This window comes from Variovorax sp. ISS6, assembly GCF_056523145.1.
The window spans coordinates 233,033-247,456 of the sequence record NZ_JAWRZC010000001.1 but is presented as its reverse complement, the minus strand read 5'-3'; the positions used below and the strand labels follow the sequence as shown (position 1 = coordinate 247,456).

The 14,424-nt window shown below is 72.4% G+C and carries 9 protein-coding genes; 7 read left to right on the top strand and 2 right to left on the bottom strand.

Annotation, left to right across the window (positions count from 1 at the left end; genetic code table 11):
• Positions 1–7: 7 nt before the first annotated feature.
• Together AC1HIL_RS01140 and AC1HIL_RS01135 are read left to right on the top strand one after the other, a co-directional pair.
• Positions 8–1,351, top strand: coding sequence for an SGNH/GDSL hydrolase family protein (locus AC1HIL_RS01140; protein ID WP_479670955.1), 1,344 nt, complete (start codon positions 8–10; stop codon positions 1,349–1,351).
• A gap of 143 nt (positions 1,352–1,494) precedes the next feature.
• Positions 1,495–1,872, top strand: a complete 378-nt coding sequence (locus AC1HIL_RS01135; protein WP_057594447.1) for a YXWGXW repeat-containing protein — start codon at positions 1,495–1,497, stop codon at positions 1,870–1,872.
• Between the two features lie 78 nt (positions 1,873–1,950).
• Here AC1HIL_RS01135 and purU read toward each other — a convergent pair whose 3' ends face one another.
• Positions 1,951–2,805 carry a formyltetrahydrofolate deformylase gene (purU, locus tag AC1HIL_RS01130; RefSeq protein WP_479670954.1) on the bottom strand — a complete coding sequence of 285 codons (855 nt, stop codon included), beginning with the start codon at positions 2,803–2,805 and terminating at the stop codon, positions 1,951–1,953.
• 132 nt (positions 2,806–2,937) lie between these two features.
• Between purU and aptA the strand changes: the two genes are divergently transcribed.
• The 4 genes from aptA to AC1HIL_RS01110 all read left to right on the top strand — a co-directional run bounded on the left by aptA (position 2,938) and on the right by AC1HIL_RS01110 (position 12,252).
• Entirely contained in the window at positions 2,938–4,272 is a 1,335-nt protein-coding gene (gene aptA / locus AC1HIL_RS01125; protein WP_479670953.1) for an omega-aminotransferase AptA, read from the top strand.
• A 259-nt stretch (positions 4,273–4,531) separates the two neighbouring features.
• On the top strand, positions 4,532–5,119 hold the full coding sequence (locus AC1HIL_RS01120) for a hypothetical protein (RefSeq protein ID WP_479670952.1): 588 nt from the start codon (positions 4,532–4,534) through the stop codon (positions 5,117–5,119).
• A gap of 11 nt (positions 5,120–5,130) precedes the next feature.
• Positions 5,131–6,714: a CsgG/HfaB family protein gene (locus tag AC1HIL_RS01115; protein ID WP_479670951.1), complete on the top strand. Its 1,584-nt coding sequence runs from the start codon at positions 5,131–5,133 to the stop codon at positions 6,712–6,714.
• Positions 6,715–6,873: 159 nt separating this feature from the next.
• On the top strand, positions 6,874–12,252 hold the full coding sequence (locus AC1HIL_RS01110; protein WP_479670950.1) for a beta strand repeat-containing protein: 5,379 nt from the start codon (positions 6,874–6,876) through the stop codon (positions 12,250–12,252).
• A gap of 93 nt (positions 12,253–12,345) precedes the next feature.
• Here AC1HIL_RS01110 and AC1HIL_RS01105 read toward each other — a convergent pair whose 3' ends face one another.
• Positions 12,346–13,197: a ChaN family lipoprotein gene (locus AC1HIL_RS01105; protein ID WP_413762205.1), complete on the bottom strand. Its 852-nt coding sequence runs from the start codon at positions 13,195–13,197 to the stop codon at positions 12,346–12,348.
• Positions 13,198–13,268: 71 nt separating this feature from the next.
• On the opposite strand from AC1HIL_RS01105, the gene AC1HIL_RS01100 reads away from it, so the two are divergent.
• Positions 13,269–14,324 (top strand): AbrB family transcriptional regulator, encoded by a 1,056-nt coding sequence (locus AC1HIL_RS01100; RefSeq protein WP_479670949.1) that lies wholly within the window; start codon positions 13,269–13,271, stop codon positions 14,322–14,324.
• Positions 14,325–14,424: the final 100 nt, after the last annotated feature.

The window sequence follows — 14,424 nt, the reverse complement described above, 5'->3', positions numbered from 1 at the left end:
GAGGAGCATGACGCTGGTTTCACATGGATTCGCCGGGATCGGCGCCAGGCTTGCGGCGGGCACGCTGTGCCTGGCGCTGCTCGCCACCGCCGCCTGCGCGGCGCCGTCGGGGGATGCCCCGGCATCTTCCGCCTCCGCGCCGGCCTCGCATTCGCCGGTGGCGGCCGACCACTGGGTCGGCAGCTGGGCCTCGGCGCCGCTGGACTTCCGCCAGATCTCGCCGCTGGGCAGGCCGCCGCCGGTCGCGCCCGACGACCGCGCCTTCCCCGGCCTCACCTTGCGCCAGCAGCTGCAGCCCAGCGTGGGCGGCGAGCGGCTGCGCGTGCGTTTCTCCAACCGCTTCGGCACGGCGCCGCTGGGCGTGACGGCCGCGAGCGTGGCGCGCGGCACCGGCGGCGGCGCGATCTCGCCGTCCTCGCTGCGCGCGCTGCGCTTCGACGGCCGGCCGGGCATCGTCATCGCGCCCGGCGCCGAGGCCTGGAGCGACGGCGTCGACTTCGCGGTCGAGGCCGGGCAGACGCTGGTGGTCAGCAGCTACTACGAGCGCTCCACGCCGCTGTCGACGGTGCATCTGCAGCCGAGCAACGCCACCTGGATGTCGAACGGCAACGCGGTGGCTGCGGCGCGGCTGCCCGAGGTGCAGCGGGTGCCGGTCAACGCCTTCGTGACGGGCGTGGACGTCTGGGCCCCGCGCGCGATCCGCACCGTGGTGGCCTTCGGCGATTCGATCACCGCGGGCGGGCTCGACGGCGAGGGCGGCGGCAATTCGTACCCGCAGCAGCTCGCGACGCTGCTGCGCAAGGGACCGGGTTCGGCGCGCGAGGTGGCGGTGCTCAACGTCGGCATCGGCGGCAACCGGCTGCTCTACGGCGGCGCGGGTCGCAGCGGCCTCGCGCGCTTCGGCGACGACGTGCTGGGCCAGAGCGGCGTCACGCACGTGATCGTGCTGATGGGCACCAACGACATCGGCCGCACCGCCTTCATCGGGCTGCCGGGGCAGGCCGTGCCGGCCGGCGAGATCCCCACGCCCGAGCAGCTCGAGGCCGGGCTGCAGCAGCTCGTGCGGCAGGCGCGCGAGCGCGGGCTCAAGGTGCTGCTGGGCACCATCCCGCCGTTCAAGGGTTCGTCGTACTGGAACGAACACACCGAGGCGCTGCGCGGCGCGGTCAATCGCTGGATCCGTGGCCGCCAGGACGTGGACGCGGTGGCCGACTTCGATGCCGCGCTGCGCGATCCCGCGCAGCCGCTGGCGCTGCTGCCGGCCTACGACAGCGGCGACCACCTGCATCCCAACGCCGCGGGCTTCACGGCCATGGCGGGCGCGGTCGATCTGCAGGAATTGCGGGAATAGGCCTACGCGCGTCGGCCGCCGCCTGCAGGCGGCGCGCCGGGCGGCGCGTCACAGCTCTACACAAGATTTCGCGTGGCGCTTACAGGCGGTTCACAAGGCACCGGCAGCATGAAGGCTCCTCCAACAACTCATGGAGCCTAGCCATGAAGAAACTCGCAGCCATCGCTTTTTCCGTTGCCGCCACCTCGCTGTTCTCGGTGGGCGCGCTCACGCTGCCGACGGCCGCCCAGGCGCAGCCGGTGGTGACCATCCAGGTGCCGCCGCCGCCGCCGCGCTACGAGCGCGTGCCGCCGCCGCGCCGCGGCTATGTCTGGGCCCCGGGCCACTACGAGTGGCGTGGCGGCCGCCATGTGTGGATCGGCGGCGTCTGGGTGCGCGCCCGCCCGGGCTATGCCTACCGCGCGCCCGAATGGCGCCAGGACGGCGGCCGCTGGGTCTACAGCTCGGGCCGCTGGGACCGCGACGGCGACGGCGTGCCGAACCGCTACGACCGCCGGCCGAACAATCCGAATCGCAACTGACGCGGCCGGCACGAAAAAGCCCCCGGGGCGGCCTGCATGGGCCGCGCCGGGGGCTTTTGCTTTCGGGTCTGCGCCCGCTCAGCGGAACACGACGGTGCGATGCCCGTTGAGCAGCACGCGGTGCTCGCTGTGCCACTTCACCGCGCGCGCCAGCACCTGGCTCTCGGTGTCGCGGCCGCGGGCCGTGAGGTCCTCGACGGTGTCGGTGTGGTCGGCGCGCGCCACGTCCTGCTCGATGATCGGGCCCTCGTCGAGGTCGGCCGTCACGTAGTGGGCGGTGGCGCCGATCAGCTTCACACCGCGGTCGTGCGCCTGGTAGTAGGGCTTGGCGCCCTTGAAGCTCGGCAGGAACGAGTGGTGGATGTTGATCGCGCGGCCGGCCAGGCTCTGGCACAGGTCGTTGCTGAGGATCTGCATGTAGCGCGCCAGCACCACGAGCTCGGCGCCCTCGGCCTCGATGATCTCGAGCTGCTTCGCCTCGGCCTGCGCCTTGGTCGCGGCCGTCACCGGGATGTGGTGGAAGGGCACGTTGTAGCTGGCGGCCAGCTGGTAGAAGTCGCGGTGGTTCGAGACGATCGCGCGCACGTCGATGGCCAGCAGGCCGCTCTTCCAGCGGAACAGCAGGTCGTTGAGGCAGTGGCCTTCCTTGCTGACCAGGATCACCGTCTTCATCGGCTGGGCGGCCGCCTGCAGCTGCAGGGTCATGCCGAAGCCCTGGGCGAAGGCGGCGAGCTGCTCGCGCAGCGCGGCCTCGCCGAGCTCGGCGCAGGCGAAGCGCACGCGCATGAAGAACAGGCCCGTGTCGTGGTCGTTGTACTGGGCGGCCTCTTCGATATTGCCGCCGCGCTCCAGCAGGAAGCCCGAGACGGCATGCACGATGCCCGTACGGTCGGGGCAGGAGAGGGTGAGGATGTAGGCAGGGGTGGTGGTCATGGTCAGGGGCGTGATTGTCGCAGGGGTGCCAGAATGCCGTTCTCCCCGTCCGCCACGCCCCTTTTTCCCGGGGCGCCTGCCGTTCGGCGACGGGGCCTTCCACATCCCGACGAGACACACAGGAGCACGCGCATGGCCTACCAGGACTTCAACATGGACAACCAGTGGTTGCCCTTCACCCCGAACCGTCATTTCAGGAAGGACCCGCGGGTCTTCGTGGCGGCCGACGGGATGGAGTTCACCACCCACGACGGCCGCAAGGTGATCGACGGCATCTCCTCGCTGTGGTGCGTGGGCGCGGGCCACAACCGCAAGCCGATCAACGAGGCGATCAAGCAGCAGCTCGACACGCTCGACTACGCCACCGCCTTCCAGATCAGCAACGACAAGGCCTTCCGCGCGGCCGAGATGATCGCCGCGCTGGCCCCCGGCGACCTCAACAAGGTGCTGTTCTGCAACTCCGGCAGCGAGGCCGCCGACACCTCGATGAAGGTGGCGCTGGCCTACCACCGCGCACGCGGCGAGGGCCACCGCAACGTCTTCATCGGCCGCGAGCGCGGCTACCACGGCGTGGGCTTCGGCGGCATGTCGGTGGGCGGCATCCCGGGCAACCGCAAGGTGTTCGGCTCGGCCTTCCTGCCGCGCGTGGACCACATGCGCTTCATCCACGACCCGGTCAACAACGCCTACATCCACAACCAGGAACCGGTGTGGGCCGAGGACCCGCTGGTCGAGCTCGAGACCCGCATCCTGCCGCTGCACGACCCGAGCAACGTGGCCGCGATCATCGTCGAGCCGGTGGCCGGCTCGGCCGGCTGGTACCTGCCGCCGCAGGGCTACCTCAAGCGCCTGCGCGAGATCTGCGACAAGCACGGCATCCTCCTGATCTTCGACGAGGTCATCACGGGCTTCGGCCGCATGGGCACCAACTTCGCGTCGGACTACTTCGGCGTGGTGCCCGACATGCTGAACTTCGCCAAGTGCGTGACCAACGGCGTGATCCCGCTGGGCGGCGTGATCTGCCGCGACAAGCTCTACGACGCGATGATGAAGACCGACGCGCCCGAGCACGTGGTCGAGTTCTTCCACGGCTACACCTACTCGGGCCACCCGGTGGCCTGCGCGGCGGCGATCGCCACGCTCGAGCTGTTCGAGAAGGAAAGCCTGTTCCCGCGCGCCGGCGAGATGGGCAAGCTCCTGGGCGACGCCTTCCACGGCACCTTCAAGGGCCTGCCCAACGTGATCGGCATTCGCAGCCTCGGCCTGGCCGCGGCGGTCGAGCTGGCGCCGATCGCGGGCGCGCCCGGCAAGCGCGCCTACGACGTGTTCCTCGACTGCTTCCACAAGGGTTCGCTGGTGCGGCCCGCGGGCGACGTGCTGGTGATCGCGCCCCCGTACATCGTCGAGAAGTCGCACATCGACACGCTGGTGAACACGCTGGCGGATTCGATCAAGGCGCACGCCTGATCCTGGTCTTTCCCGCGGCCCGCAACGGGCCGCGGACGCACCCCCGCCACGGGGGCGCGCCCCCCGATCGGCACCCTGCGAGGTGCACAAGATCGGGGCGACCGCACTGTCCGGCCATCCAGTGCTCACCACTGGTTTGTACTCATAGGTACTACTGATTTCCGGAATAGCCAGCTTGGTGGCCCGATCCATAGCATTCTCTTTACAAAGAAGTAGCACTTTTCGTTTAAGTGTTCTTCCTCCTGAAAGGAGAGCTGCCATGCCTCGTGCAATCCGTGCCGCCGTGTCCCGGTGTCCCGATCTCCGCCGTGGTGCGCGCTGGGCCGCCACGGTGCACGTGGGCCTGATGGTGGCGCTGCTGCTGGTGGCGGCGCCGCGCGCGCAGGCCAACAACGTCGGCGAGAACGCCGCCTGGCAGTTCCAGACCAGCACCGACAAGGTCAACCAGGCCGCGGTGCAGGACATGATCCGCAAGCAGAAGAGCGGCTACTACGCGGCGCCGGTCTACAACACCACGGTCGGCCGCCAGTACAACTGCAACGTCTCGGCGACCTCGACCGGCAACGACGGCAACAACAGCACGGTCGCCAACTCGCCCGCGAATGCCGGTGCGCGCTCGGGCGCCACGGGCAACGACAGCAACAGCGCGGTCGGCACGCTCGGCGCCGCGGTGGTGGGCACCAACCAGGCCAATGCGGGCACGGTGGGCTCGGCGGTCGTCGGCGGCACCAGCACGCAGGTGCAGGGCGCGGCCTGGCAGGCGCTGAACTCGGCCCAGGGCAACACCGGTGCGCAGACGGCGGGCGTGAGCGGCAGCGCCGCCTGCGCCTTCGGCGTGCTCAACTGAACGGGGGCGCCATGCAGCACATCTCGCCCCACGCCCGCCGGGCGGTCTTTCTCGCGGGCCCTCTCGCCGGCGTGCTGGTGCTGGCCGGCTGCGTCTCGGCGCCGCAGCAGCGCTTCGCGCCCAACGAGGCGCCGGTGGTGCTCGGCCCCTCGGTGCGCGACAACGTCACGCCGATGGAGCCGGTGCTGGCCTGCTTCGCCGACCACATCGCGGCCACGCGCCGGCCCGAGGTGGTGATCGGCGTGGGCGACGTGAAGGACTACACCGGCAAGTACAGCATCAACGAAGGCAACGCGATCACGCAGGGCGGCGCGCTGATGGTCTATTCGGCCCTCGGCAAGCTCGGCGGCGCGGTGCGCATCGCCGAGCGCTTCGACCCGGTGATCGCCGAGCGAGAACTGGCCTACGCCGACCGGCGCCAGCTCGGCGACGGCCGCACGCACCAGCTCGGCGGCGGGCCGGGCGGCGGCGCGCAGGTGGTGCCGTGGATGCCGTACTTCGGCGGCACGATCAACAAGTCCGATTACTTCATCGTGGGCGGCATCACCGAGCTCAACTACAACATCAACTCGGGCGGCGCCGAGGTGGCGGTGAACCAGGTCGGCGTGAAGGCGCGCACCTTCACCCAGTCGGTGGGCGTGGACCTGCGCATCGTCGACACGCGCTCGCTGATGGTGGTGCGCACCGTGAGCCTCACCAAGCAGTTCAACGGCTACGAGGTCGGGCTCAACGTGTTCCGCTTCTTCGGCAGCCGGCTCTACGACGTCGACATCGGCGCCAAGGGCCAGGAGCCGGTGCAGATGGGCGTGCGCGCCGCGCTCGAGGAAGGCGTGGTGCGGCTCATGGCCGCGGTCACGCAGGTCGACCACCGGCCCTGCATGACCCTGCGCCCCGGTGGCGGCGAGCAGATCCCGCTGGTGCCGGCCGAGCAGCTGCGCAAGGTGCAGAATCCGGCCGACGCGAGCACCGGTGCCGGCGCCGCGCCGCCGGTGGTGCAGGCGAGCCCCGGCGTGGCCGTCAATGCCGCGGGATCGGGCGGCGCGCGGCTGACCGGCGCCGCGCTGCAGGTGGCCTTCGACTTCGGCGCCACCACGCTCGGCGGCAGCGCGCTGGCGCAGATCGACCAGGTGGCGGCGGCCGCGAAGAAGGGCGCCACCGACATCGTGCTGGTGGCGCGCGACACCGAGAACTGGGACGCGCGCAAGCGCGACGAGCTCACCGACCAGCGCATCGCCGCCGTGACCTCGGCACTGGCCAACCGCGGCATCGCGCCGGGCGCGATCACGGTGCTGTGGCGGCCCGACGCGGCCGATACCTCGATCCACCGCGACGGGCCTGGACTGCAGGAGGTCGCGAAGCTGCGCGTGGGCGCCGCGGTGGTGGGCGGTTTGCAGGCGCCGGCGCCGGCGGCCGCTTCCTCCGCACCGGCGACCAGCGCGACCGGCGCGCCGGCACCCGCCACCGGCGGCGACCGCGCCGCCGCACCGCCGGCCGCGCAGGCCGAGCCCGCCGCGGCCTCCGAAACCGTCGAGAGCCGCGCGGCCACGGCCGCGGCCAACCCCGACCCCGCCGCCGGCCCGGGCCGCGGCAGCTGATCCATCCGCGAACCGTCCCGGCGCGTCCCGTGCAGCGGGCCCGCGCGGGGGCGCTCGCGCCCGCCGTTTTCTTCCTGGCCTTCGTTCTTCTTCCTTTCCGTCCGTTCGTTCATCCGTTTTCCGTCGTCCACATCGCCATCCCACCCGAGGAGTCACTCCATGAAAGCACGCAAGATCCGCAGCCGGGGCGCACGCCAGCCCGCCATCCGCCTCAACCGCATTGGTTCCGCCGTCGCGGCGGCCCTGCTCGCCGCCGGTGCCGCGCAGGCTGCCGACACCTCGGTCGATGCGGCCCTCAACGGCTCGGTGGCCGGCACGCCGATGGTCAATTCGCAGCCCACCAACAGCGGCGCGGTGAGCGCGGGCATCACCGGCGCCACCGGCGGCACCATCGTCACGGGCACGCCCTCGAATCCCAACCCGGTCGCGGCCGCCACCAGCGGCAACCTGATCGGCGCGAGCGCCACCGGCAACGCCTTCGCCAACGCGATCCAGCCGCTGTCGAGCACGCCGCCGGCCACGCCGGTGGACAACGCGGCCTCGCTGGGCGTGGCGAACAACAGCGGCGCGATCACCAGCGGCGTCGCCAGCAGCAAGCTCGCGGTCGAGCTCAACAACTTCCAGAGCGGCAGCGCGAGCGCCACCGACAACACGATCTCGGCCTCCAGCACCATCAACCAGGGCAGCTCGCTCGTGACCGGCAGCGCGATGGCCGGCGCGACCGGCATCACGGGCAGCGCGGCGCTGACCTTCCCCGGTGGCACCCCGCTGTTCGACGCCCAGGGCAACCTGGTCGTGACCTCGCTGCAGCGCGGCGTCGGCGGCCCCTCGGGCGCGACGCTGGCCGGCAACATGATCGACCTGATGCTGACCTCCAGCGGCGCGAACACCGTGACCGCGGCGGCAGCGCTCGACCGCAACACGCTGTCGGCCACGCTCAAGGGCAACAGCGCCAGCAGCGCGGCCGAGGTCCAGGCCGGCGGCGCGCCGAGCTTCGCGGGCGCGGCCGTGGTGTCGAACCTGCAGGTCAACGGCGACGGCATCCTCGCCGCGGTCAAGCACGTGGCCGACAACAGCGGCTCCACCGTGCTGGGCCTGGTCAACGGCCTGGGCGGCGGCGCGGTCAACACGCTGCAGGGCTCGCTGTCGGTGCAGGGCAACGCGATCTCGAGCGCGGCCACCGGTAACGAGGCGCTCTCGGCCACCGCCGGCACGGCCGGCAACCGCGTGGTGGTCGGCGCCGGCGTGTCGGTCGCGGGCACGGGCACCGCGGGCATCAACAACAGCGTGCACGGCGGCGTGGCCGTCACGAGCAAGCTCGACGCCGATCTCGCGGTGCTCAACAGCCAGGGCAACCTGCGCACCGAGCTGGTCGCGCAGACGGTGAGCGGCCAGGTGCTCGCCGGGGTGCAATCGCTCGACAAGGGCGGCCTCGCGCTCAAGGACAACGCGGTCGGCGCGGCGGCGACCGGCAACATCGCCTCGAGCGCGATCGTGCCCGGCGCGGGCGCGGCCTCGTTCGCGGGCACCGCGGGCATTTCGAACCAGCAGTCCAACTCGGAATCGGCGGTGACGGCCCGGATCGGCACCACGCCAGCGGACGGCGCGGTGATCGCGGCCCAGACCGGCGACGGCGTGACCGGCCTGACCAATGCCAGCACGGTCGCGGTCTCGGGCAATACCGCGGCCGCCACCGCGCGCGGCAACCAGGCCGACCAGCGCCTCGCGCTCGAGGCCAACACCATGACGCTGGGCGGCGGCAGCGACAACGTCGCGCTCACCGGCGGCACCAGCGCCGACGGGCGCGTGTCGGCAAGCGGCCCGGCCACCCTCACCAACCTGCAGGGCAACTACAACAACAGCACGACCACCGCGCTGAACCAGGGCTCGAAGATCTGGCTCACCGCGAACTCGCTCGGCGGCGTGACCGACAGCGCGCTCTCGCTGACCGGCAATCGCCAGGAGGCGGTGGCGGTGGGCAGCGGCGCGACCAGCGACCTCTCGCTCAAGGGCAACGCGGTCGGCACTGGCGCCGGCATCGCCAGCGTGCAGATGAACGACGGCAGCTCCTCGACCGGCGCGCTGCTCAACGTCGCCGAAGCGCGCATCGCGGTCGGCTCCGACCTCGTGCGCGGCTCGGCCGCGCTGACCGACAACCTGCAGCGCGGCATCGCCTACGGCAACTCCGTGACCAACACGCTGGGCGTCGCGGGCGGCGACCTCGCGGTCACGGCCGGCAAGGACCCGGCCTCGGTCGTCAACGTGAACGTCGCGAACAACCTGCCGTTCGACAACACGCTGGCGACGCAGCCGGCCGTGAACGCCTCCTACGGCATCCTCAGCAGCCAGTCGGTGCAGTCCACCGTCGGCGCCACCGCGGTCGGCGTGAACGCCTTCGCGGTCACGGTCGCCGGTGCGAACGGCGTCGACGCGGGCAGCGTGGCGAACGACCGCAACGTCTTCGTGGCGGCCGCCTACGGCAACGACGGCGCCAACGCGCTCAAGCTCGGCGCCAACAACATCGACGCTGGCGGCGGCTACGCGGCCGTGGCCAACGTGACCAACCTGCAGTCGGTGGCGGGCGCCTCGACCAAGATCGAGGCCAGCGCGGTCGGCGGCAACGCGGTGCGCACCATCGTCAGCGGCGGCTTGTCGGATGCATCGGTGTCGAGCAGCGGCAACCTGACCGAGGCGCTGGCCTACGGCAGCCGGGCCACCGGCAACACCGTGCAGGTGAGCGCGACCGGCATCGACACCGCGGGCCCCGTGATCCCGGGCGCCACGGTCGCCGGCGGCGCGATGACCACCGAGGCCTCGTTCAGCGTGCAGAACGGCCAGTCGGGCCAGGGCTCGGTGCTGGCCACGCGCAGCGGCGGCCCCGAGGTGCTGGTGCAGGTGGCGCAGGTCGCGGGCTCGGTCGGCGGCTCGAAGATCGACGCCGACAACAACGCCACCGTCGCCGCGGCCACGAGCAACAGCGCGGCCAACGGCGTGAGCGTGGACGCGCTCGGCATCGCCACCACCACCGCGGTGCAGAACCTGCAGTTCAGCAGCGCCAAGGTCGCCTCGGTCATCGGCCAGGAAGGCGCCCCGCTGGCCCTGCAGGGCGGCGTGCAGGTGCAGCTGGGCGGCAAGGGCGTGACCGACTCCCAGCTCTCGGTCGACGGCAACACGCTGCACGGCTCGGCCACCGGCAATGCCGCGGCCAACAGCATCGCGGTCAAGGGCAACGACATCGCCGCGGCCAGCCTGCTGCCGGTGGCCGGAGCGGCCAACACCACGATCCTGAGCGGCGCGATCGCCGACCACTCGCTGTCGAACGCGCAGCTCGCGATCGGCACGGCGCCGATCTCCTCCAAGGCCGCGGGCGCCTTCGGCATCTCGACCGCGGCGGGCATGCTGGTGGCGGACACCACGCTCAGCGTCTCGAACAACGACCAGAGCGCGAAGGCGGTGGCCAACACCGCGGCCAACGACCTCTCGCTGCAGGCCGCGAACGTCTCGGGACGCAGCGCGCTGCAGTCGGGCCAGGCCAGCATCGCGCCGGTGGAGGCGCGCTCCTTCGCGCAGGCCTACGCGCCCGGCTCGGTGAGCGACTCCTCGGTGCGCATCGCGGGCAACGCGAACACCGCGCTGGCCGTGTCCAACGACGCCACCAGCCGCATTGCGATCGCGGCCGACACCACCCCCGCCGGCGCGCCACTGCCGACCATCGTGCTGCAGGCCGCGCTGCCGGGCGACGGCGGCGTGGTCTCCGACCATGCGCTGATGAACCGCCAGTCGGCCGTGGGCGGCGCCAGCGCGCGCGCCGACACCGCGATCTACAACGCCGATCGCGCCGTGCCCGCCGCGGCGGGCGTGACCGACAGCGCGATCGCGATGACCGGCAACCAGACCCAGGCCGAGGCCGCGGGCAACCGCGCGGGCAATGCCGTCTCGCTGGCCGGCGGCACGGCGCAGGGCGCGAAGACCGGCCTGCTGAACGCGCAGGACAGCATCGGCGCGGTGGCCGCGACGGCCGCCAACGTCACGCAGCTCACGCTGACCGGCACCAATGCCCTGACCCGCAGCGCCGCCACGCTCGAGGGCAACGCCACCGGCAGCGCGGCCACCGGCAACTCGGCGACCAACAGCATCGCGGTCAAGGGCGGCAGCGTCGCCACCGGCGACCCGGCCACGGCGCAGGCCGCGGGCGGGCCGGGCCTGGGCGTGGCGATCACGGCCGACCATGGGCTGGGCAACGCGCAACTTGGCGTGGGCCCGGTGTCGGCGGTCGCGACCGGCAGCATCGGCGTCGACAGCACGGGCACGGCCACGGTGCAGGCCTCGACGATCAGCGTGTCCGACAACCGCCAGAGCGCGCGCGCGGTCACCAACACCGCGACCAATTCGCTCAGCCTCGAAGGCGCGGCCGTCGATGCGCGCGGCGCGATCCAGTCCACGCAGTCCGCGCAGGCGTCGGTGTCGGCCAGCTCGAGCGCCGAACTGTTCGCGCCGGTCGCGTCCACGGATTCGTCGGTGCGCTTCTCGGGCAACACCAACACCGCGCTGGGCGTGATGAACGACGCCACCAACACGCTCGAGGTGTCCGCGGCCAACATCAAGCCCGCGGCCGCCACCGGCAGCGTCTCGCTTGCCGAGACCGGCGGACCGGCCAACGTGGTGGCGACCGGCGACCAGCTGGTGTCGAACCGCCAGACCGCGGCGACCAGCGTGACCAGCACCGCGAGCACCGCGATCTACAACGACGACCGCGCGGTGGCCGGCACCGCCGGGCTGTCGAGCGGGGCGGCGACGGTGTCGAACAACAGCACCCTGGCCGAGGCCTCGGCAAACCGCGCCGCCAACAGCGCGACCGTGACCGGCGATGCCACCCAGGGCGCGAGCGTGGGCGTGTCGAACGTGCAGACCAGCAGCGCGACAGTGAGCGCGAGCGCCACCACCGCCGCGGGCATCACGCTCGCGGGCGCGGTGCCGCTGAACGCGGGCAGCATCGCGCTCAACGGCAACACCACCTCGGCGCTGGCGCGCGGCAACGCGGCCACCAACGTGGTCGACTCGAGCGCGGGCAGCGGCTACGGGGGCGCGGCCTCGACCGGCAGCGCGACGCTGACGGCCTCGCCGCTGGCGCTCAACGTCGGCGCCAGCGCGGGTGTGCTCAACAGCCAGGTGAACACGGGCGCGGTCAGCGCGACGAGCAGCGGCGTGAGCTACCAGGTGGCACTGAACGCGACCGGCCCGGGCACGCTCAACGGCAGCATCGGCGTCACCGGCAACTCGCTGGCGGCGCAGGCCTACGGCAACAGCGCCACCAACCGCGTGACGCAGACCGCGCTGAACACCGGCACGCCGAGCGCGGCGGTGGGCAGCTACCAGGTCAACACCGGCGCGGTGACGGCCACGGTGACCGCCGTGAACTTCGGCGCCGGCGTGACTTCGACGGGCGCGGTGGGCAGCAGCACGCTGCGCACCACGGGCAACCAGGTCACGGCCTCGGCCACCGGCAACTCGGCGACCTCGTCGATCCTGGCGCGCTGAAGCGGGGGCGGGCCCGCGGGCCCGTCGCGCGAAGAAAGACGAAGGCCGCGGCCGGACGCACGTCCCGCCGCGGCCTTCGCACGTCCGGACCGCTCAGGACTTCTTCGCCGGGCCCATCGACTTGCGGAGCTCCGCGCAGTAGTCCTTCTCGGGCAGCGGCGCCGTGCGCCAGGTGCGGTCGTAGCCGACCGACGTCGCCGCGGCATCGGCGGGCGCGGCGAGCAGGCGCACGGTCTTGAACGAGACCTCGTCGGGCAGGTGCTGCGCCACGCCGAGCTGGCGGTCGACATGGCCCGCGCCCGCGATCAGCAGCACGGTGCGGCCCGGCTGGCGCGCCTTGACGATGGCCTGGGCCATGGCGCGGTCGCGGCCGACCTGGATCCGGGTCATGGGCACGATCTGCGATTCGGGCAGCAGCTTGCAGTGGCCCTCGCGCACGGCGTCCTGCTGTGCGGTGTAGGCCTCGCCGTTGAGCTGCACGTCGAGCGAGACGTCGGCCATCGCGTCCTTCATGCGCGCGCGCGGCAGGTTGGCGCCGAGCACCGGCACGCCGGCGCGCACCGCGGCCATCACGGCCGGACCGTAGTCGGCCCAGGGCCAGGCCTTGTCGTTCCAGCTCAGCGCGGTGCGCACCTGGGCCTCGGTGGCCGCGGCCGGCAGGTGCGCGGTGCCGTTGCCTTCCTCGGCCATCTCGAGCGCCAGCGCCGCGAGCCGGCCGCGCGCGGCCAGCGCCTCGACCGTCTCGCGCTCGATCGCATGGTGCTCGGGGGCATCGTGCTGCTCGCCGAGCAGCAGGGCGTCGGTGGGCAGCAGGGCCTCGACGCGGCGGGCGATGGGGGCGTCGGGCGCCTCGGCACCGCCGGGCCAGCCCGCGCAGCCGGCGATGAGGGTGCTGCCCAGAAGAGCAAGCAGGAGGGCGGAGACGGGCCGGTGCGCGAAAGACATCGCGCCATACTACGCAACGGCGCCGCGCGCGCTGCCGTCCTTTGCCCCTACCGCCTGTCCGTCCGTTCCGCGTGTCCCTTACCTTCCCGGTCCGCGTGCTGGCCACGCTGCTGCTCGCCTTCGTGGCGGCCCAGATCTGCCTCGCGCTCCATACCCCGCTGCCCTGGATGATCGGCCCGCTGCTCGCGGTGTCGCTGGCCTCGATCGCGGGCGCGCCCACGGCCAGCCACGTGCCGCTGCGCAATGCCGGGCAGTGGACCATCGGCACCGCGCTGGGCCTGTACTTCACGCCGCACGTGGTCGCGCTGGTGGCCAGCGTCTGGTGGGCGATCGTGCTCGCGATCGCCTGGGCGCTGTTGCTGGGCTGGGGCTTCGGGCGCTGGCTCTACGGCCTGCATGCGTCGCGCATGCCCCAGGTGCCGGAGCGCTCCATGAGAGCCACGACTTACTTCGCGGGCGCGATCGGCGGTGCCTCGGAGATGACGCTGCTGGCCGAGGCCCAGGGCGCGCGCACCGACCTCGTCGCCGCGGCCCACAGCCTGCGCGTGCTGATCGTGACGGTGACGATCCCGTTCGCGATGCAGTGGAGCGGGCTGCACGGCCTGGAGATCAACCCGCCGAGCGCGCGCGAGGTGAACCCCGGCGGCCTCGCGCTGCTGGCGGTGGCCACGGGCGCGGGCGGCTTGGCGATGCGCGCGCTGGGCCGCACCAACCCGTGGTTCATGGGCGCGCTGCTGGTCGCGATGGCTTTCACCGTCGCCGGGCTGTCGCTGTCGGCGGTGCCGGGATGGATGTCGAATGCCGCGCAGCTGGTGATCGCCGTCAGCCTGGGCGTGCGCTTCAGCCGCGAGTTCCTGCACACCGCGCCGCGCTGGCTGGGCTCGGTCACGGTGGGCACGCTGGCCATGCTCGTGGTGTGCGCCGGCGTGGCCTGGCTGCTGGCCTGGGCCACCGGGCTGCATCCTGCCACCATGATCCTCGGCAGCTCGCCGGGCGGCATCGCCGAGATGTCGATCACGGCCAAGGTGCTGCAGCTCGGGGTGCCGGTGGTGACGGCGTTCCAGGTCTGCCGGCTGGTGGCCGTTTTGCTGCTTGTGGGGCCGATGTTCCGGTGGATCTATCGTTAGCCCCCCGGCTTTTCACTCGCTTCGCTCCTGTAACTCCACCCCCCGAGGGGGAGGCGCGGCCGCCTTGGGGCGGCCCGGCGGCGGCCGTTCGTCGCGCCCC

Excerpts from the sequence above, each read along its gene's own strand:
- AC1HIL_RS01140 (WP_479670955.1), top strand. The coding sequence starts at position 8 with ATGACGCTGGTTTCACATGGATTCGCCGGGATCGGCGCCAGGCTTGCG.
- AC1HIL_RS01135 (WP_057594447.1), top strand. The coding sequence starts at position 1,495 with ATGAAGAAACTCGCAGCCATCGCTTTTTCCGTTGCCGCCACCTCGCTG.
- purU (WP_479670954.1), bottom strand. The coding sequence starts at position 2,805 with ATGACCACCACCCCTGCCTACATCCTCACCCTCTCCTGCCCCGACCGT.
- aptA (WP_479670953.1), top strand. The coding sequence starts at position 2,938 with ATGGCCTACCAGGACTTCAACATGGACAACCAGTGGTTGCCCTTCACC.
- AC1HIL_RS01120 (WP_479670952.1), top strand. The coding sequence starts at position 4,532 with ATGCCTCGTGCAATCCGTGCCGCCGTGTCCCGGTGTCCCGATCTCCGC.
- AC1HIL_RS01115 (WP_479670951.1), top strand. The coding sequence starts at position 5,131 with ATGCAGCACATCTCGCCCCACGCCCGCCGGGCGGTCTTTCTCGCGGGC.
- AC1HIL_RS01110 (WP_479670950.1), top strand. The coding sequence starts at position 6,874 with ATGAAAGCACGCAAGATCCGCAGCCGGGGCGCACGCCAGCCCGCCATC.
- AC1HIL_RS01105 (WP_413762205.1), bottom strand. The coding sequence starts at position 13,197 with ATGTCTTTCGCGCACCGGCCCGTCTCCGCCCTCCTGCTTGCTCTTCTG.